Annotated in this window: 24 protein-coding genes; 1 reads left to right on the top strand and 23 read right to left on the bottom strand. The window is 31.8% G+C overall.

The genetic code is table 11. From position 1 onward, the window contains the following. The first annotated feature begins 115 nt into the window (after nucleotides 1-115). Nucleotides 116-517, top strand: a complete 402-nt coding sequence (locus BX659_RS13255; RefSeq protein ID WP_097017857.1) for a hypothetical protein — start codon at nucleotides 116-118, stop codon at nucleotides 515-517. Nucleotides 518-632: 115 nt separating this feature from the next. On the opposite strand, the gene BX659_RS13250 is transcribed toward BX659_RS13255, so the two are convergent. The 23 genes from BX659_RS13250 to BX659_RS13135 all read right to left on the bottom strand — a co-directional run bounded on the left by BX659_RS13250 (nucleotide 633) and on the right by BX659_RS13135 (nucleotide 20,111). After that, nucleotides 633-1,022 (bottom strand): hypothetical protein, encoded by a 390-nt coding sequence (locus tag BX659_RS13250; protein ID WP_097017856.1) that lies wholly within the window; start codon nucleotides 1,020-1,022, stop codon nucleotides 633-635. 235 nt (nucleotides 1,023-1,257) lie between these two features. After that, on the bottom strand, nucleotides 1,258-2,097 hold the full coding sequence (locus BX659_RS13245; protein WP_097017855.1) for a L,D-transpeptidase: 840 nt from the start codon (nucleotides 2,095-2,097) through the stop codon (nucleotides 1,258-1,260). 107 nt (nucleotides 2,098-2,204) lie between these two features. After that, nucleotides 2,205-4,856, bottom strand: a complete 2,652-nt coding sequence (locus BX659_RS13240; RefSeq protein WP_097017854.1) for a hypothetical protein — start codon at nucleotides 4,854-4,856, stop codon at nucleotides 2,205-2,207. A gap of 16 nt (nucleotides 4,857-4,872) precedes the next feature. After that, nucleotides 4,873-5,679 carry a hypothetical protein gene (locus tag BX659_RS13235; protein WP_143786667.1) on the bottom strand — a complete coding sequence of 269 codons (807 nt, stop codon included), beginning with the start codon at nucleotides 5,677-5,679 and terminating at the stop codon, nucleotides 4,873-4,875. A 68-nt stretch (nucleotides 5,680-5,747) separates the two neighbouring features. Further along, complete coding sequence (locus BX659_RS13230; protein WP_216358780.1) at nucleotides 5,748-6,239, bottom strand: hypothetical protein; 492 nt, start codon at nucleotides 6,237-6,239, stop codon at nucleotides 5,748-5,750. A gap of 329 nt (nucleotides 6,240-6,568) precedes the next feature. Next, a complete protein-coding gene (locus tag BX659_RS13225; protein WP_097017852.1) occupies nucleotides 6,569-7,072 on the bottom strand; it encodes a hypothetical protein in 504 nt (167 codons plus the stop codon). A 159-nt stretch (nucleotides 7,073-7,231) separates the two neighbouring features. Further along, on the bottom strand, nucleotides 7,232-7,675 hold the full coding sequence (locus BX659_RS13220; RefSeq protein WP_097017851.1) for a hypothetical protein: 444 nt from the start codon (nucleotides 7,673-7,675) through the stop codon (nucleotides 7,232-7,234). A 183-nt stretch (nucleotides 7,676-7,858) separates the two neighbouring features. Beyond that, the gene (locus BX659_RS13215; protein ID WP_097017850.1) at nucleotides 7,859-8,146 is read right to left on the bottom strand and encodes a hypothetical protein; all 288 of its coding nucleotides are present in this window, start codon (nucleotides 8,144-8,146) and stop codon (nucleotides 7,859-7,861) included. 43 nt (nucleotides 8,147-8,189) lie between these two features. Beyond that, nucleotides 8,190-8,537 (bottom strand): hypothetical protein, encoded by a 348-nt coding sequence (locus BX659_RS13210; protein WP_097017849.1) that lies wholly within the window; start codon nucleotides 8,535-8,537, stop codon nucleotides 8,190-8,192. A gap of 279 nt (nucleotides 8,538-8,816) precedes the next feature. Then, on the bottom strand, nucleotides 8,817-9,848 hold the full coding sequence (locus BX659_RS13205; RefSeq protein ID WP_106231915.1) for a hypothetical protein: 1,032 nt from the start codon (nucleotides 9,846-9,848) through the stop codon (nucleotides 8,817-8,819). 169 nt (nucleotides 9,849-10,017) lie between these two features. After that, a complete protein-coding gene (locus tag BX659_RS13200; RefSeq protein WP_097017847.1) occupies nucleotides 10,018-10,863 on the bottom strand; it encodes a hypothetical protein in 846 nt (281 codons plus the stop codon). Nucleotides 10,864-11,292: 429 nt separating this feature from the next. Then, nucleotides 11,293-12,153: a hypothetical protein gene (locus BX659_RS13195; RefSeq protein ID WP_097017846.1), complete on the bottom strand. Its 861-nt coding sequence runs from the start codon at nucleotides 12,151-12,153 to the stop codon at nucleotides 11,293-11,295. A gap of 86 nt (nucleotides 12,154-12,239) precedes the next feature. After that, complete coding sequence (locus BX659_RS13190) at nucleotides 12,240-12,512, bottom strand: hypothetical protein (RefSeq protein WP_097017845.1); 273 nt, start codon at nucleotides 12,510-12,512, stop codon at nucleotides 12,240-12,242. A 95-nt stretch (nucleotides 12,513-12,607) separates the two neighbouring features. After that, the gene (locus tag BX659_RS13185) at nucleotides 12,608-12,871 is read right to left on the bottom strand and encodes a hypothetical protein (RefSeq protein WP_097017844.1); all 264 of its coding nucleotides are present in this window, start codon (nucleotides 12,869-12,871) and stop codon (nucleotides 12,608-12,610) included. 148 nt (nucleotides 12,872-13,019) lie between these two features. Further along, a complete protein-coding gene (locus tag BX659_RS13180; RefSeq protein ID WP_097017843.1) occupies nucleotides 13,020-13,325 on the bottom strand; it encodes a hypothetical protein in 306 nt (101 codons plus the stop codon). A gap of 193 nt (nucleotides 13,326-13,518) precedes the next feature. Continuing rightward, on the bottom strand, nucleotides 13,519-13,767 hold the full coding sequence (locus BX659_RS13175) for a hypothetical protein (RefSeq protein WP_097017842.1): 249 nt from the start codon (nucleotides 13,765-13,767) through the stop codon (nucleotides 13,519-13,521). Between the two features lie 633 nt (nucleotides 13,768-14,400). Continuing rightward, nucleotides 14,401-15,180, bottom strand: a complete 780-nt coding sequence (locus BX659_RS13165) for a CAP domain-containing protein (RefSeq protein ID WP_216358779.1) — start codon at nucleotides 15,178-15,180, stop codon at nucleotides 14,401-14,403. 166 nt (nucleotides 15,181-15,346) lie between these two features. Then, nucleotides 15,347-16,354, bottom strand: coding sequence for a hypothetical protein (locus BX659_RS13160; RefSeq protein ID WP_097017840.1), 1,008 nt, complete (start codon nucleotides 16,352-16,354; stop codon nucleotides 15,347-15,349). Nucleotides 16,355-16,712: 358 nt separating this feature from the next. Then, a complete protein-coding gene (locus tag BX659_RS13155) occupies nucleotides 16,713-16,979 on the bottom strand; it encodes a Veg family protein (RefSeq protein ID WP_097017839.1) in 267 nt (88 codons plus the stop codon). Between the two features lie 89 nt (nucleotides 16,980-17,068). Next, nucleotides 17,069-17,542, bottom strand: coding sequence for a ribonuclease H-like YkuK family protein (locus BX659_RS13150; RefSeq protein WP_097017838.1), 474 nt, complete (start codon nucleotides 17,540-17,542; stop codon nucleotides 17,069-17,071). Next, the gene (gene rsmA / locus BX659_RS13145; RefSeq protein ID WP_097017837.1) at nucleotides 17,543-18,400 is read right to left on the bottom strand and encodes a 16S rRNA (adenine(1518)-N(6)/adenine(1519)-N(6))-dimethyltransferase RsmA; all 858 of its coding nucleotides are present in this window, start codon (nucleotides 18,398-18,400) and stop codon (nucleotides 17,543-17,545) included. After that, nucleotides 18,387-18,944 carry a ribonuclease M5 gene (gene rnmV, locus BX659_RS13140; protein WP_097017836.1) on the bottom strand — a complete coding sequence of 186 codons (558 nt, stop codon included), beginning with the start codon at nucleotides 18,942-18,944 and terminating at the stop codon, nucleotides 18,387-18,389. The genes rsmA and rnmV overlap by 14 nt, the downstream gene beginning before the upstream one ends. A 126-nt stretch (nucleotides 18,945-19,070) precedes the next feature. Next, a complete protein-coding gene (locus BX659_RS13135) occupies nucleotides 19,071-20,111 on the bottom strand; it encodes a LacI family DNA-binding transcriptional regulator (protein WP_097017835.1) in 1,041 nt (346 codons plus the stop codon). Nucleotides 20,112-20,622: the final 511 nt, after the last annotated feature.

The following is a 20,622-nucleotide window of genomic DNA, read 5'->3' as shown; positions in this document are numbered from 1 at the left end:
TTTCATTTATAAATATATGCGCCAAAAACTAAAATGTGCATAACTACCCTTTACAATTATTGGATAATCCTGATTTGTAGCTTTTTCATATATATATTATTAAGGAGGTGAGTCTATGACCTTAGGTTATCCTGATAAAATATTGCCTTATCCTGCTGTAGAATATATTCCTTTAAGTATTAGAACAAAAAAATTTAATGATAATTGGGCAAATAGATATCAAAGTAAGCTGTATATTCTAGATAATCAAACTGAATCCAAAGCTGTACTAAATAGATTAGGAATAAGTTATCCTGAGAATATTGATTTTAATAAGAATTTATTAATCTTATTATTGAATGGAAGAGTAGAAGATATCTACTACCGTGGATATAAAGTACAGATGATTGGCAAGCAAATAGATAATAGTTATCATCTTTTCACTATCACCAAAGAATACTTCTATAAGGACAAATTAATCTTCAACTTCTTTTTAGAAACTGGGGAACTTATAGCAAAAGAGAGATATCAACTTTAGTTGATATCTCTTCCTTTTTCCATCTATAAATATATCTGCTTCAAAATTAAAATCGGAAATGATAGAATATGGGGATATTGCGACACTTTATAATTAATTAAGTAAGTATATCTAACTATCCTAAATATATCGATGGGTTAGACTCTATTTGGTCTCTGCCAATCTCTTGACCTGATAGAGTGATTACTCCCTCTACTGTTTCGTCAGTAAATTGCCTACTTTCAGTCAACCTACTTATATTAAACAGAAGAATAACCTCTCCTGTCTGAGAGCTTCCAATATGTGAGGGAAGCACCCCTTTTCCTGAAACCTCTTTCCCCTTCTTATCAACACCAAAAAATTCAACCTGATTATAATCAAGATTATAATTGTCAACCTTCACAGATAGATAACCTGGAACCTGTTCTTCATTAGAATTAGATAAATGACCTATTCCAATATTAACATCTCTTCTCATGCGTAATTCATACTTCTTAGGTAAGTTGATTTTTCTCAATACTTCCATTATATATCCTCCCTTTATCAATTAATGAATATAAAATTAATATACTGAAAACAAAATAATAGGGATAATTAATTATCCCTATTATTTTGTTAATATTTACAAATAGATAAGCTGATCCTCAATTCATAGGGCTTCTAATCTATATTATTCAACTAAGATAGCTATTAGAATAAAAATTTAAAGATATAGTATCTAAATTAACCTTAGTATTATTTGTCTATTATTTCTTTTACTATTACTTTATCACTAACTTCGTCCTAAGGGGAACTAAATCATATAGTTCCTTTAAATCATCCTTTTTCATCCTGATACAGCCTCTTGAAGACTGTTTAGTAATATCTATTTTAGAGTCGGTAGCTGCATGAATTCCATATCCTCCTCCTTTAGTCCACAAGTCAATCCCTATCCAGTACTTACCATATACTTCTTCTTGTTCACTGCTCAAAATATATTTACTTTTAATTCTAAACTCTCCAGTTGGAGTTGGACTATCAGCCCCTCCTATGGCAATAGGGTAACTTTTTATTATCTTCTCCTTCTGAATTATATATAATCTCTGTTTGCTTCTCTCTATTAAAATTTGGATTGGATAAAAGCTTGTATCTAAACTGGAATTATGCTTTATATTTGCTTGTAAACTCTTCTCAATAATCTTATTAAGCTCACTTTGCATAATCTGAGAGTTATAGTACCATCCACCTGAAAAGTCTAAAGTATTGGTAACTCTATTACTATTTGATATAGTTTCTACAGGAATATTAATTAGATATTCCCCTACTAAATCTTCTAATTTATCTGGTAAGTGATTGTAGTCTTCTAAATATAATAATAGAGCTGTCCGCAACTTATTTAGATTCTTTAACTTAGGAGCTTTATTTAAACCTTTTAGATTATTATATTTGCTATCCTTAAGATACTGGTTGATATTATCATAATCACTCTTATCTGTAATTGAAGCTGAGTTATCTACCCTACCTTCAAATAGATAATCTATAACTATTACAGTTAGTAAGGTGAAAAAAATAATAATTAATAATAACAGTAATATCTTAATTAGATTATTTTTTAAATTCATATTAATGTCACCCCTTTCTTCAATTGAATTAACCTCTATATATTATATGTACCTCTAATTCATTTGGTTAATAATGTAAAAGAACAGGTGACAGACTCCAATCAAGATTAATCAGATTCAACCTCCAGTATTTTTCCCTCTATCATATTAATCGGTCGTAAATTTGCTATAATCTTAATTTCTATAGTTCTATTTTCAGCAGATTCTAGTCTTACTTTTCTCTGTTGGGGTTCAATTTTATATGACTTTGGTAAGCCATTTCTATAAACTCGAAGTGTCCACTCTCCTGGCACTAAATAATCAAAGTGAAATCTTCCTTCTTTATCAGTTATATAGCGATAGCTTTGCTTTTCATTAACAAGCTCAATCATTATATCTTTAACAAAATTCATATCATCTTTCTCAGACCCTTGACCAAAAACTCCACCTGCTTCTAAAGTAGATTCTGTTGCTTTAATCATCTTTAGTCTCCCCTTTAGACTTGCCCCTTTCATAACCCTAAAATTCTGTTCTATCTTCTGACCAGAATCAATCTTTACCTTCCAAGGAATTCTAGGAATTATTAGGTCATTTGCCCCCAGCTTATCTGATTGCACAGTAAGATAATGGACTCCCGTAGCAACAACAGGAAATTCAAAGTAACCATCACTTTCTGTAAGTACCGTTAAGCCATCTAAGTGTACTAATATATCAGAAATCCCATTTCCACTTTCATCTAAAAAACATCCTGAAAGCTGACCAATATCAGAACGATGACCTAACCGCAGATTAAATGGAATTTTATAAGCAACATTTATTTTAAAATCTGACTTATCAAGTTTGGGTGACCATCTAACTCTACTTTCAACAGTTAACTTCCATTTATTCAAAGATTTATATTCCCATTCTCCAGATACCAAATATCTTTCACTAAAAATATCTTCTACCTTCATCTTTAAATATAATTTAAGATAATCATTAATCTTATAAGCACGCCGGAAACCAAAACCAAGCTCTTTTTTAGAGTTACTATTTAATGGTACTGCTATCTCTAAATAACGCTCTAAACTATCTTCTCTATATGGAATGTGATAATTCAAATCATAGAGAGCTAATATATCCCTTTCATTATTCCTTCTATCAAAGCTTTTCTTGGCTCCTATCCTTTGATAGAGCCAACGCTCTTTACTCAAATATCTCTTATTTGTAAGATAGATAGATTGGCCATATTGATCGATTCTTTCTAACTCTTCTAAATCTAAGCTATCTGAATAATTATATTTAAAATTCCAATAATTTTTTTCTAAACTCTTAGTCAGAGCTATATTAAAATTTCTATCGTGATAAATAGTTGTATCTTTCTCTTTATATTTGATATAATCTATAAAATTTAAATTAAGACGGAGTGGATTAAAAAAATAAATTTCACCATGCAAATTAACCTTTCTTCGATTACTATCTATCCCTCGATAACCTATATCCTTTCTCTCCCATTTAAGATTAGTATATAAAAACTCATTAGAAAGACTAGCTTTCAACCTTGATGCACTAGATGAATCTTCAGCAGATGATTCTATCTGCCTTCCATGTTCTAAATCAACACCAAAGTTCTTAGTTGGAGAAAGATTACTTCGTAAACTTAAAAGGTCTCCTAATTCTGGTTGAGTTAATAATTGTAATGATAGATTGGAGTCCTGATTCAATTGATAAGCAAGACTTGCTCCTAGCCTATTGTCACCATCACTATTCTTATAACGATTTAGATTCCACTTCCACCTTCTATTCATAGTCTTAAAATCAATCCCAAAACCATTGTCACCATCTTCTGTAAGGGGAGAAAGATAGAAATTCTGATGTCCAACTGCTATAAAGAAATCAGGATGTGTATATTTAATAGATTGGCTTTTTTTATTGATATCTAAGGATAGCTTTCCTGAATCTCTATCTGATAACTGCCCACTTCCTTTTAATCTTAATTCCATTTGATTTGAATCAAAAGTATCTTCATTACTAAATGTCATCTCTACAGGAAGAGTATGATACAACTCTTCTTTAGAATAAATTATAGAAATAATCTCAACCGAAACCTTAGCAATATCCTTCACCTTAGCATCCTCTTTATTTTGAGCAATAAGCTGCAATCGGTGGATAGCTGATTCTGTAATATCTTTAGGAACATCAGCTTTAACCCTGATAATAATAGAATCTCCAGCATCAAGATAAACAGAGTTAGGCTCAATTCTACTGAAAATATCTAGGTTCTCTTTTAGAGTTAAGTTAATATCCTGTGGAGTATTACCTGTATTTTGTACCAAAAATTTTGCAGTATAAGGCTGAGCTAAGGTATATTGGGGAGCATTAAGTGGGATAACCTTAAGCTCTTTTACTATAGGTACTGACACTCTAAATTCAAACTTGGAGAATTGAACTTGATTCTTTCCTTTTAAAAAAACAGGAATTGAGTAGTCACCAGCCCTAAGCTCAGTAGGAGTTTTAATCGATAATAAGATAACTTTAGAGTCCTTTGGAGCAATTTCAACTGATTCAATTGGTACTAAAAGCTCCCACCTATCGGGAAGCTCTACTTGGGGAAGAAACGATAATTCTTCTTCTCCTATATTGGTTAATCTAAATAATAAAGTGACTGGTTCTCCTGGTAAGCTTTCAATAGAGGGAGTTAATACTTCAATCAACAAGGGGGATTCTTGGGCTGATACAATTGAAATCATATTAGCCAATATGAACATGATTGAGATTATCAAAATAAATTTATTCTCCATAGGTATAGCCTCCTAATTAAGGCTCAGTTACCTTTAAGGTATATCGAATTCCAAAGATATTATCATCTTGGTTATCAGCTATTAAAAGCACCTGATAAGTACCTGCTCTTAGTTTAGCCACTCTAATCTGTTGTCTGATAGAAGTATCTGGATAAATTCGTAACTGCTTCCCCTTAAATCGACCAACTTGACTACCATAATCATCATAGATCTCCATCCACACCATAGGACTTAGCCAATATTCTCCCTTATTTATTAAATCCACTTGAAAGATATATCCATCTCTCTTCTCATCATATCTCAGCTTTGAATTAGTGAAATTTAGTTTATACTTCCCATCATCACCAACGTTTGTTACAATCTGTACCCCATAACGAAAGCTCTGTTTTACTCCAATTTTGACATCTTGCTCTTTTTCCATTAAAGAATTAGCAGACCCTCTAGAATCTCTTATAGGAAGTGGCTCTACCATAATCATACTCCAATAGGTCCCAACAAGTTTCTTATCCTCTGGAACGATTACCTTATAAAGAAGATTGATACTATCTTTGGGTGGAACACTTACTATTGAATTATTAATTTCAATCCAGTTAGCATTTGAACGGGCTAAGGTGCTAGCTTTCTCATAAAAAGAATGTCCTTCAGCATCAAAGCGGTAATCTGTTTGATAAATACGGACATCTTGGACTTGATCACCATTATTATAAAGTTTTAATAAACCTTGATAGCTTTCTCCCTCTATTACATCAAAACTCTGAGTCATTTGGCTTATCAAGCTTATATTAGCATAGGCTGTTTTAATGCTAAAAGATAAAGATATCATAATAAAAAGTGCTACTATACATAGATTTCTAAGCAAATTCCAACACAATATAATTCACATCCTCTCTTTTAAATGTCAACCACTGTATAAGTGATTGTAGTACTGTAGATATCAACAGGGATAGCAATAGAGACACCACTGAGCCTAAGTTGTAAATCAATTCCACTAGGGCTACCTGATCCTGTAAAAAATTCTGAATCAATAGTTCTAGTAGTTAGATAAGTCGTACCACCACTTACTGTTCCTCCACTGCCACTAGAAACACGCCTGACTCCCAAACTAAAATTACTAGACCAGATTGTATCACTTCGTTTAACATCAACTCGCCAATTACTACTACCATTACTAAGGGTTAAAGAAATATCTCCCCCACTATTTTGATAAGTACTTAGCAAATCACTTCCTGCACCATCGATTAAGTCATCAGCATTAATTGTTTCTGACCAGCTACCAGATACACTGATATCTGTTGCCTCAGCCCTTTGAGGATAAACAAGAACTAAAAAAGTTATAATCAATAGAGCAAATATTAAATATTTCCCAAAGAAATTATTCTTCATGAAACTCCTCCTATCCTAATTAACAATCTTTCTTAAGAACAGAGTCTAAAATATTTATTATAAATACATCTCATATCAATATTTTGAGCTAATAAGAATAAGCAATATAATAGAGTGATATTGCAACACTTTAATCATAAGTCTGAAATTAAGTTTAAGCTTAAAAAAAACATAAAAACACTATTCTCATATTTACTTAGACTTATGCTTGAACTTAGATCTAATAAGTATTGCAATTTATCCATAGAAAGGTAAATTGTTATATAGAAATTAAGACCAAGAGAGATAAGTCCCCTCTTGATCTCTCCTATCACCTTTAAGTTTTAACTTTATATAGTATCTGTTAGGGTAAAGGTTACAGTATGGGTCTCACCACCATTTGGTGCAACACTTGTGGTAGAAGTAGCGGTATAGGTGATAGTCTCTGCTGAATCAGCAGCATTACCTAATCCAGTTATTACATCTGCTGCTGTAGTTGAGAGGGTAACATCTCCTGCTGAAGTAGCCGAAGTAGATGCTACGTTGACTTGAAGGGTAATTCCAGCAGCATAATCTGCATCAATAGCTGCTGTAATCTTCTTACTAGCTTCATTTGTAGTATAAGACATTGTGGTATTGGTATCTGTCACAGTAAAGGAACTATCCCCAGCCGTTACACTAGCATTGGCTGCATTAATTGTGATACTTATTGTTCCAGCAGATACTGATACTTCATTAATTGCTTCTACAGTAATTGTAGCATCTTGAGTAGTAGTATTGGCTGCCATTGCTACCCCAGCAAAGACCATGAGAAAGACAAGAACCATGGCTCCAATCCATTTGATTTTAAACACTTATCTCACCTCCTTTAAATAATAATCTTATACACTTACTCCATTTTATTCCTTAAAAGTTATTTGGCTACAATAAAATTTCATAGTGAAGATATAATATCAATCAAATAATTACCGATTCTTTTTAATATAAAATTAATTTCTTGATAATATATATAGTCAGATTATGCTCTTCACTAAACTATCTATATTAACAATATTATCTTCTGGATATATTAAAGCTGACTTGCTTATGATTAGATCTCTTTTAAAATTTAATAAATCACTTATATCATCAATCAATCTCTCTACTATCTCAACTATAATCTTTAAATCTCCTTCATAAACCCTATTAACTATTAAACAGATTTTATTATTATCATAATAAATTAAATCTCCAAAGGATGATAGCTTATTATATAATTGTTTGTAAATTTCTTTGAGTAACTTATTATACTCTTTAGTAATTTCATTTGAATTATTAGCTAATATAACTATTATCCCAACAGGATAATTATCACTCTGCTTAAACTGCTCCCGAAGTTGCATAGACTCCCTACTCTTTAGTTGTGTTGAATTATCAAGCAAAGGATCTATTTTAGATTTATTTGAGTTTTTACTCATACAGCTCTCCCCCCTTCTATATTGATTGACTTCTACTTTATTTTATGACAAATAATACCAATGTGTTAATATTATTTCTTAAACTTGGGAAATAATATAATATTTAAAGATCAAAAATAAAAACCTTCAGACAAATCCGAAGGTTTAATAAAATAATGATTAAATTCAAATATATTTAAGCAACTAATCTTTGTCAGTCTTAATCTCCTCAGTTCCTAAGAATAATGCCTTAGAGCCATCTTTAAAATCTTTGACCTCCATCCTCTCATTATTTAATCTAACCTCTCCTTTCTCATCTACCTCTAAATTAAAATCCTCTCCTAAAATCTCTTGTAAAGAATTCAAATTTAAAATTCCTGCAGATGAAGAATCACAATATATTATAATAATATTCTTCTGATTAACCGATATATCTGAATTGTTCTCTTGGGTTATATCTTTGATTAAACAGTTAATATCATCTTTGTCCATACTAAACCTCCTTTTAATCACCTAAAGTTATTCAAAAATAGGGCTACTTTCTTTTGCCTTTATTATTTTGTCTAATAGTGCTAGAATCTGCATTGTAGACATTACTCTCAGGTTGTTCCACTTTTTGTATACAGTTAGCACTCTGATTTATCTTGCCTCCAGAAGAATTCTTATTCTTCTTTAAATTAAGCTGTTCATCCTCTTTATTTACTTCTTCTCTAATTTCTTCATTAGCTTCAGAAACAATTTGATTAGTCTCAGTATCATTAGAACAGATCACATTATTATTAGGCTGTTTAACATCTACATTGCAGCTCTGACTTTGATTAATGTCTCCACCAATACACCATTTCAGTAGCCTATCTTTCTCTCCTTCTTTATTTGAAATCATCTTAATCCCTCCCTCTTAATACAAAACCCTTAATCTACCAAATTGAACTTAAGTATGAAAATATAATTATAATTCCAAATATTTTAAAACATCTATTAAATTCCTAATTTATCATCTATACATATTATGAATCGAATTCAAATTCTGTTACTTAAAGCAGACAATAACTAAATCCGAATATAAAATCAACTTAAAAAATCTTTCATATTATTAAATAGAGGTTTGACCTAATTAGGCCAAACCTCCTATTGAAGTATGAAGTTATATTATCATTTCTTATCAAACTTCTTCATCATCCTCATAATCTTCAACTTCATTCTCTTGCTCAATCTCTTCATTAGCTTGATTTATAGTTACATTTCCATCAGTATTTACACAAGCTTGTGGTTGTTTATTAGATTGGTTAATTTGAGCAGTTTGTTCACAGTCTCCAGGACCTTCAACTTCAGCTGTAGCTGTAGCTGTAGAATTGGAGTCAGCATTTGCATCTGAATCACTCTCACTATCTGCATCTGCATCTGCTTCTGACTCTGATTCACTTTCACTTTCACTTTCTGCTTCTGACTCTGATTCACTTTCACTTTCACTTTCACTTTCTGCTTCTGACTCTGATTCACTTTCACTTTCACTTTCTGCTTCAGATTCTGATTCAGACTCACTTTCACTTTCTGCTTCAGCTACTCCAATTCCTACTCCTATGCCTCTGGCATCAGCATCGGCATCAGCATCGGCATCGGCATCACTATCAGAACAAGAATCACTATCGGAATCACTATCTGAATGAGCATCAGCACAAGCATCACTATCTGAATCACTATCAGCATCAGATTCTGAATCACTTTCACTATCTGCTTCTGATTCAGACTCACTCTCACTTTCTGCTTCAGCTTCTGACTCAGATTCACTCTCACTTTCTGCTTCAGCTTCTGACTCAGATTCACTCTCACTTTCTGCTTCTACTTCTACCTCAGCATCTACGTCTGCATTAGCATCTACATTAGCATCTATATCTGCATCAGCATCTAACCCTACATCTGCATCTACGTCTGCATCAGCATCTAACCCTACATCTGCATCTACGTCTGCATCAGCATCTAACCCTACATCTGCGTCCACGTCTGCATCAGCATCCAACCCTACATCTGCATCCACGTCTGTATCGGCATCTAATTCCACCTCTGTATCTGCTTCTACGTCTGCATCTGCTGCTGCATCTGCTGCTGCTAAGGCTGCTGCTACGGATTCAGCTACAGACTCTGATATCGCTGCAATTAAAGTATCTAAATCAATGTCAATATCAATCGGACTCATTAACATTCCTCCTTTTTATTATTTGGTATATATTATGCATTAAGGAAAAAAGTGTTACAAAGAATAAAATTTTTTTAATTTTAAGCTACAGGCAAAAAGAAAACTTAATTAAAATATAATTATATTTTAATTAAGTTAAAATAAAACAGAGATTCAATTATTGAGCTAATCAAAAGATTTGAATACTAAAAGGTTCAGGGCTACAGACTCCAGTCAGTTGTTCTGTATGGCTCTCTACTTCCTCTCCATCACAGATTATATTCATTGTAGCCATATCTTCTTTTACAGATAATTCAAACTCACACTCTCCTCTATCTTCTTCATTGATATATAAAAGAGCAGTACCAATAATCTTAGCTTCTTCTATTTGCTCATTATAGATAACATCATCAATTTTACCTACAGATGACGGAGATAATAATAGCTCTATGGTCTTTTCTCCTACATTATCTTTATGGAAGTAATAAATGAAGTTCTCATTATCGGTCCTTTCACCATGAACTACCATAGATAACTCCGTTATATTGACCTTACTGACCGATAAAAGTGTTCTTTTTCCCATTACATTAATCCTGATCTTTCTTCCGTATCCATATACATTACATCCAATATTAGCTGGCTCTTCATTATAATATTGATAATCTTCATCATAAGCTGCCTCTTGTGGAGTATCAACTTTATCTTTTCTATTTAATTCATCTGTATCTTGAAAGCTATAATTATCTAAATCATCTCTAGCTTCATATCCCATCCTTTTACCCTCTTCAAAAACTACAATAGCACATATACAATCAATTGGTATATAGGTTCTTTCACATCTTCCTTTACCTTTAACTCTATCATCTACCAATACAACTGTGGCACAATCAATTATCTCACAGATACATCCTCTATGCCTACAGCACCCTCCACCAGCTTGAATGATAATACTAACTAACTCAGCTTCAACCTTTAAATCCTCTAACAGCTCTATCAGTCCTTTACTACAATAACTTCCTTCAATCAATCCACTCATCTATTCAACCCTCCTTTCCTAAGTTATAATACGAAATACCCCAATAATTTGTGAATAGAATAAGAAACCAAAATATCTCTTTTAAATAATTACAACTATAGTCTTATAGTTAGTAAGCTTTATGATAAACTTTTAGTGTGACCTTATAGAGAGATATTACGACACTTTGCAACTAAGTATAAGGCTAAGATTAAGTTTGAGTAAATCATAAAAACACTGCTTAAACTATCCTTAGACTTATACTTAATCTTATACTTAAACTCAAAAAGTGTCGCAATATACCTATTAAACTCTAATTTACAATTGAAAAATATAGAATATAATGAAATTACAAATTTATTCATAATTCACAATATGAAATCTTGATCCAATTCTTTATAACCAAAAAAAAGAGAGTTGCTTTTAACATCTCTCTAAAAATAACCTTTCTTATAAGACTTTTAATTTTCTTTCCATTTCAGATTTCTGCCCAGAATCTGAATCTATATCATCATCCTCTACCTCTTGCTCCTCCTCTATTGAACTACTATCAGCTAAATCTTCTTCTTTTTTAGCTGCTATCTCCTTGTCTTTATTCTCTTCTTTAGAAGAGAAGTTATCATCTGATTTGATGCTATTAACCTCATAATCTAGATTATCATCATCTTCACTATATCTATTTCGTCTTCCTCCATCATTACGCAATCTGACTGATACTATCTTACTTATTGATATCTTAATCCGACTATTATCTTCAGTTATTAAAACTATAAAATCACTATAAACTTCGCATAAAATACCAACTATCTTACAGCAGTCTGAGCCACTAATCACAGTTAATTCTACAAAATCAAAGTTCTCTGCATGTTTAGCCAACTCATCTTTAAAAATATAAGAATCACCACTATTATTATAATTATTAATAAATATATCATCTTCTTTCTGCTTAAGTAACTCCTCTCTTAATTCATTTTTCAACTCTGCTTTCAATTCTTCTTTTAAATTATGTATTAACTCTCTTTCAAATTCGTTTTCTTGACTTCTTCCTCTTTTAGACACCCTTCTTTCACCCCCTGTCCTTTCTCTAGCTTCTTGAGCTTCCAACTTCAAATTTATCTCTTTTAATATGTCTAATAATTTATCAAGCTCCTTCTCACTAATATCAATATTGGAAATATCAAACTGAGAGAAATCATTTAATGAAGGAGTAGGAGGATTACTTACCATTGGATTCTTCTGATTTAATAATTCATTTATCAGCTCTTCTAATAACGGTTCTAGCAGCTCCAAGTCATAATCACTATCTATCATCTTTAGACCTCCTTCCTAATAAATTTTAATATTAATCAGCTGGATAATTTAAGCTATCCAACCGATTAATATTAACAACAATTTATCTAATCTCTAGGTCTACGTCTACACTCTCTTGCTGGATGAACTATAGCACAGATCTTATCTAATAAGATATAAGTTCTTACACATACATGATTACTATCAATTAATACTAAAAAGCAATCATCGATTTCGCAGATGCATCCTGTTATTTCACAACAACCTTCACCAGATTGGATAATAATAGTTACTTCTTCATTAGTATCTTTAATTTTATTTAACAATCTAACTAAATCATCTCTACAAGAATCATACCCTTGAATTTCAACTTCACTCATCTCTCTTCTCCCTCCTTTCATTTAAAACTAATACATACTATGACTCTATATCAGAATATGTTAATAAAAATAATTGCTAAACCTTTAGATGACTATTAGCATCTGTGACAACCTTTTGCCGGATGAATAACTGCACAAATCTTATCTAATAGAATATAAGTCTTTACACAGATATTATCACCATCTACTAATACTAAAAAGCAATCATTAATCTCACAGATACATCCTGTAAAATCACAACAATCCTCTCCTGATTGGATAATAATAGTAACCTCTTCATTTGTATCCTTGATCTTATTCAATAATTTCTTCAATGACTTAATACAAGAACCACAATCCTCCAATCTAATCTCCTCCATAATATCCCTCCTCCTCTTCTTTATTTGTTATATAGTATGACTCTGTCTTTAAATGTGTTAAAAAAAGAAGAGATAAGAAACTCTTATCTCTTCAAAGTAAATATTAGATTTTATCAATTTCTCTTTTTAATAATAAGAAATAATCCACCTAATCTCTAGGTCTGTGTTTACAACCCTTTGCTGGATGGACTATAGCACAGATCTTATCTAATAAAATATAGCTTCTTACACATACATGATTACTATCAATTAATACTACAAAGCACTCATCAATTTCACAGATACATCCTGTTATTTCACAACAACCTTCACCAGATTGGATAATAATAGTTACTTCTTCACTAGTATCTTTAATTTTATTTAATAACCTAACTAAATCATCTCTACAAGAACCACCCCTGCGAGAATTACCTCTACGAGAATCACATCCTTGAATTTCAACTTCTTCACTCATCCTTTTTCCCTCCTTTCATTTAAAGTTAATACATACTATTGCTCTATATCAGAATATGTTAATAAAATAATTTTTTAATTATTATCCATCACAACAGAGATTTGTTAGATAAATAAAAGCAATGTGTTAAAAAAAGAGATAAGAATATTCTTATCTCTCTTCCTTAAATATTGAATTTTATAAGTATCTCTTCTTAATATTCGTCGCAACAAGTTTGTGCTGGATGAACAAGGGCACAGATACAATCAAGCAAGATATAAGTTCTAATACAAGTTCCATGCTTAGTATCAATTAATACTACAAAACAGTCATCAACCTCACAGATGCAGCCAGTAAATTCGCAGCAGTCCTCTCCTGATTGAATAATAATATCAACCTGCTCATCAGTATCCTTTATCCTCTCCAATAAACGTCTTAAGTCATCTCTACAAGTATTCGCCATCCTTACATACCTCCTTATTAATCATAAATAATTAAATTTCTCTCTTTTAACAGTACATAATATGACCCCCTCGGCCAATCTGTTAATAAAATATAGTGTAAATATATATAATATAAGGTAATTTAAGAGATAATTATTAAAATATTCATATAATGCTTACTTAAGATAGATATTTTTGATCAAACAATTTAATATAGTCATCTTTAATCTTATCTATATCAATATCAGTCTCTTCCTTTGCTAGATAGCTTCTATTATACAGACTCTCAAGCAAATAATATAAATACAATCTAGAGAAAAAATATAAAATTATAATAGATATTATGATTATAAGATAATTCCCTCCCATTGACTACTAACCTCCTTTCTAATATTTAGTAATAACTCATATTCCAGTAATCATTAAAAAGCTTATCTTTCTTATATTTTATGAAAAAAATTGAAATAATGTTAAGATAAAAATTATATACTAAATAAATCTAATAGATAATAGATTCAGCTATGTATAGATTTATCATTCTATAATCTAATTTAAACACGTCTTTATAGATTAGAGTTTAAGATTTAGTAAAATATAAAAAGAGTAGCTTGCAAATGTTTGCAAGCTACTCTTTTTATATAAAAATCAAAAAATTAATTAACTAAATCAGCAAATTCTTGAGAAAACATCTTGCCGTAAGGTCCACCATTAACAATTCCAATTCCTATATGGGTATAATCAGGATGAAGAATATTATCTTTATGACTGGGACTCTCCATCAAACTATTATGTGCCCATTGTACATTAGGTGCTCCTGCTATGTTCTCACCAGCTAAGTAATAATCAATACCTAATTTTTTCATCATGTCAAAGGGTGAACCATAGTTAGGATTAGGCGAAAAATGGCTAAAATAACCTTCATCAATCATATTTTGACTCTTTGCTCTAGCCACTTGAACCAATCTAAAATCAATTTTAAGAGGATTTAATCCCTCCTTAATTCTTTCCTTATTCAAAAGATCTAACATAAGCTCTTCATCTCTACTCAATGAATATACCTTCATCTCTGTCCAGTCTTCATTCTCGATTATCTCTACTCCATCATCTTTTGTAACATCTTCACTTTCTGTTGAAGGGGTTTGATTATCTGGCTCAATTTCTTCCTGTGATGTCGAATTACTACTCTGCTCACCATTGCCATTTTGAATAGCAGAATTATCAGTTTGATCAGTTATAGGCTCTGAAGTAGGACTCTTATCACCTACCATCTTCCCCAGAAAGAATAAAGCAAAAAAAGCCTTTAAAATATTTAAAATATTATCATCTAAGTCTAATCCTCCAAAGGCATAAGCAGTACCTGTACTAACTAACACTATTGTGGGCATAATTAGTGCAAAAATAAGTATCCATGTTATTATTTTCTCTAGTTCCATCTACTCCCCCCTGTACTTTTCATGCTTAATTTTATTATACCATATAGCAATTTAAAATCAGAATGTAACTTATGGCAGTATAATAAGATAAAATCAAAGCTAAAATTTATCCTTAGCAAAATAAAAAAAAGCAGACATATGTCTGCAAATAATTAAAATATACAAATTAAAAGGTTATGTTTAGGGCAGTTAAGACATTATTTATCTTATTACAGATTGTACTCTTATCTGAACCTGCAAAAAGTAAACCAACAGCCTCATTATCTTTATTTACCACTAATGCACCACTATCACCAGGTTTAGAAAAAGGCTCTGTTATAATCTGGTCTGTAAAGACAGCAGACTCCTCAGCAGATAATTGAACTTTAATAGTAGCATTAACAGCTTTAATTTTAGCTGATGTTAGCCCACTGGTTCTCCCACTCTTTCTAACTAACATCTTTAATTCTGGTTCAGCTACTCCTGCTACCTCTCCAATTCCTAGAATCTCTGAATTAATCAATTCCCGATCCTTTGGTTTAGCAACAGCACAATCTACCTTATTATTTATCGATGATCGTCTAACCTCATAAGGGGCTCCAATTAATCTTCCTAAACCCTTTAATACTTGATTGAATCCAGACATTAAAGGACAAGCAGGTGGTTGATCATTATAAATAGGCATAAAACGCTCTAAATACGCTATTACATCCTCCTGCTCATTACCACCATCATAGCTACCTGGTTGTAAGATAGGGTCTCCTTTACTTGCCCTACCATCACTACCATTTGTAATATTGGCTAAAACATGATTATTTGATAAGATAAGCGGCTCTCCAGTCTTCTTATCTTTAACTACTGCTCCAAAAGTCCCCGCTGTAATCTTATAATGACCAATACTGACTCCTGGTTGAGCAGGTCTTAACTTAGTTATTCTCATCTTGTCATCACTTGCTAATAACTCAACTTTGCCAACCTCTATAACATCAGTCTTCTGATTCTCTAAACTTTGTGGTATGATATGACTTTCATTTAAACTCTGAGCATCCATCTTATTTTCAACTAAGACTACCACACACTCTTCATTAGTCCTTCTGCCTCCAACCTCTTTATATCCTTGCCCTACTCCAACTACATTATCTAAAGAAAGAATATTCTCTACATATTTATCTATTATGTTCTTAATATCACTCATTCTTCTATATCCCCCCTTTCAGTTAATACAGTATATTCACTAACCTTACTTTTGTGATAAGAGGGAATAAAAATCCTATTATATTTAGACCTTCTGCTATTAAAAACTGATACACTAGAGAGATATTACGACACTTTGCAACTAAGTATAAGGCTAAGATTAAGTTTGAGTAAATCATAAAAACATTGCTTAAACTATCCTTAGACTTATACTTAATCTTATACTTAAACTCAAAAAGTGTCGCAATATACCCATTAATCGATAGAATTTATACTAGCAGAATAAATATTATACTTAAATTAATATATGACAAAAAAGAAAACTAGCTGCAACCACTGGTCACAGCTAGTTTAAAAACTTAAACACTAATACATCCAATTTTCATATTATTATCTTTAATCTTCACTTCAACAGTTTCCGTTAACACATCTGCATAACTATATGAAATACGTCTAGGAGTTTGATCTTCATCAACCTTAACTACAAATACCTTTGGATATGTTTGTTCCAAAATTCCTTCTTTTTCAATAATCTTACGCCGACCTTGATTGGCTTTTAATCTCACCTTTTTTCCAACAAAGGAGTCTAAGTCACTCTTAATTTGACCTAAAATATTATCTGACATGTTGACCCACCCTTCTGGAATTACTATTACTAATTATACCAAAATTAAAGAAATAAGTCAAATAAACTAATTTCCTTATATGCTAATAATTACTTAGTATATCTATCAGCAACACTAGAGGCTCCATAGGCTAAAGGCTTAATTCTTGCCTTATACCCACTGCCAACTACCATTCCTACCACTTCATTAATTAATTGCTTGGTCTTTCCTCTTCTTCCTACATCAAGATGAACCTCTATATCCAAATCCCAAATAGACTCTTCTGCTGATATTTTATCTTTTAACTTGCTTGCTAGCTCTAAGCTTCTTGCAGTCTCATAATAGATTCTCTGCTGAAAGGTCAGTTGTGGATTTAATTCATCTTTGATGTAATAAAACCTAGCTCCTTTTCCTTCACGATAGATAATTATAGTAGTTACCAAGACAATCCTTTCACTTGGTTGAGAATCACTACCAATAATCAACTGATAGTTACATTCAGGTAGACTCTGCACAAAATCAACAATGCTGCTGTAGGTCTGTTCAAAACTCAACTTACCCTCTGTAGGGCTGATAAATACCATTTACTCTCCTCCAGTTAAATTGAATAGAGCATTACTTAACTGAGCAAAGGTTTCGATACTCAATTTTTCTGCTCTTCTTCTTGGGTCTATCCCTACTTCCTCCAATGCTTGGTCGATTAAATCACGATTTAAATTCATGTAAGGTGCTTTACTTAAAGAGTTTCTAATAGTCTTTCTTCTTTGATGAAAAGCTGATTTAACCACCTTAAAAAAGAATTCTTCATCTACTACTTCAAGATTTTGTTCCTCTTTTACCTTTAAATCTATCACAACCGATTCGACCTTAGGCTGTGGTATAAAGACAGTAGGAGGTACTACAAAGGCAATCTCTGGATTACTATGATACTGTACTCCAATAGATAAGATACCATAATCTTTCCCCCCTGGTGACGCCACCATTCGCTCCCCTACCTCTTTTTGAATCATTACTACTATTTTCTCTACATCAAAGCCTTCTTCTAATAATCTCATAATAATTGGAGTAGTAATATAATAGGGCAAATTAGCTACTAGCTTAAAGCTTCCATCGACTAATTCAGAAAAATCTACCTCTAAAGCATCACCATGCACTATCTCTATATTATTATATACATTTAGCGATTCTTTTAATACTGGAATTAAACGATCATCTAATTCAACTGCGATTACCCTAGCACCTGTCTCTGCCATCTTCTGAGTCAAAGATCCAATTCCAGGACCAATCTCAATTACTGTATCTTCCTCTGTTAAATCAGCTGTTTCTACTATCTTATTTAGAATATTGTTATCAATTAAGAAGTTCTGACCTAGACTCTTCTTTAATTGTAAATTATGTTTACGTAAAATATCTTTTGTATTACTTGGATTAGCAATTTCCATCTTCAACACCCCTAGTTACCTTTTCTAATGCGAGTATAAATTCTTCTCTAGTTATACCATAATTATTCAATCTATTTAAGAACTGTTTACCATTAGCATAACCAATCCCTAACTCATTACCAACTTTATCTCTAAGCTCCTTTGAATCATAGCCACCTATTAAACCTAAAGCGACCAAATCATCCTTAATAAACTTCTTCTCTACTTCTTGATAGTCAACCTTAGCCTTAGCCAGTGCTTCTCGAATAGCCTCTGGATTAGCATTTTCAATCCCTATATCACCAGATTTAGTGGCTTTATCTTGGGCTAAGTATGCATCTTTACACCCAGGTACTGCCTGTTTTATTCTTCTTCTAATCTGCTCTCCAGCATGGTCTGGATCTGTAAAGATAATAACACCTTTCTTCTGTTGAGCTACTCTTATTCTAGTTAAAACACTTCTAGATAAGGAAAACCCTTGTGTGATAATCACTTCAGCATCTACTGCCTTCTTGACTGCATCCAAATCATCTCTACCTTCTACTACTATAACCTCTTTTATCATTCTGACCTCCTTACATAATTCTTTCTATTAGTCTAATTGATTCTAGATTTATTAAACCTAAATTCTCAAATTTCTTGATAAAGTGCAAAGGTTGCCATGAAAAACATAGCAACCTTATACTTTCATCTATTCCCCATTACCATCAACTTCTCCTTTATCTCCTCCACAGGAATCTCTAACAATGATATTAGTCTTTACTATCTCATGATAATATTCTTTTGGATCTTCACTAATGATATTGATTAAACTTTTAGTGGCTGTACTTCCCAATTCAAAAATATTGATATCTACTGTCGTTAAAGCAGGGGTAATTAATTGGGATAGAGGGTTATTATTAAAGCCAACTACCGATATATCATCAGGAACCTTTAATCCCAACTCTTTAATCCCTAGAATAGCTCCATAAGCTATTAAATCATCGACAGCAAATATAGCAGTTAATTTGGGATAGGACTCTAATAATTCTTTAGTATATCTAGTGGTTAAACCATGATGACCTGTTGTCTGGATAACATAATTTGGATTATACTCTATTCCATTATGATATAACGCACGCCTATACCCCTCTAATCTATCTTTATAAACTATATATTCACTATCTCCAGTTATTACACCAATCCTCTTATGTCCTAAACCAATTAGATACTCTATCAAATTTTTAGTCGACTCAATATTATCATTATTTACCCAAAAATTATTCTTCTCATCTTCTGGACGACCAACTACAACAAAAGGTGTCTCTAATTCCTTTAATTCTTTAAGTAATGCATCATTACTTTTAGCCCTTAGGATCAATAAGCCATCAACCCTCTTACTTCTTACAGCTTTAAGGGTTACTTCTAACTCCTCCTGCTCACCATTACTAGTAATAAGTAATAAGCTATACTCCTTATCCTGTGCCACCGAACCAATACCTCGTAATATCTCAGAATAAAAGGGGTCAGCAAAGGCTTCTTCAGTAGAATAAGGCATAACCAATCCCAAAGTATTAGTCTTCTGTTTAACTAAGCTTCGGGCAATAATATTAGGATGATAACCAATTCTCTTCATCGATTCCTTTACCTTTTTTCTAGTCTCACTACTGATTCTAGGATGATTATTGATAACTCTAGAAACAGTAGAAGGAGATACCCCAGCACTTTTTGCAACATCTTTAATAGTAGGCATAACTACCTTCCTCTCCTAATCTAATAATTTATATTATTAAATAATATAAAAGTAAGATTTTATCTCAAGTTATTATAATCCTTTGATAAAAGACTTACTTAAAATAATTTTAATAAAGTATCCAATCAAACCCTCGTTAAAAAATTTATCTATCTACAGAACTTTTAGTAACTAAGTAGCTAACTATCCCATATTTTAGTATACTACTAAGTTTATAAAAAATATATACTAATAGTCAAAATAACTTTTAAAAGTAATATTTATACAGAAATTATTAGCATAACAGTTACACCTATAATCCTTAATAAAATTCGACCAATAAAGACCATTATTTCGCTTTTCTAAAATAAATTGACGATATCAGCCTTCTTTCTCCTTACTATTATATCAAAGTTTCTATTTTAACTAAAGTTGTTTAGACAATTATTAGTATTGAAAAAGTCATATAGCTTTATCTAATAAATTTTGATAATGGCTATATATTCAAAAGGAAGATACTCTAGACCGATAT

Origin of the sequence: Orenia metallireducens (assembly GCF_003001995.1) — a bacterium.
Lineage (GTDB): Bacteria > Bacillota > Halanaerobiia > Halobacteroidales > Halobacteroidaceae > Orenia > Orenia metallireducens_B.
This window is presented reverse-complemented; position numbering and strand designations above follow the sequence as displayed.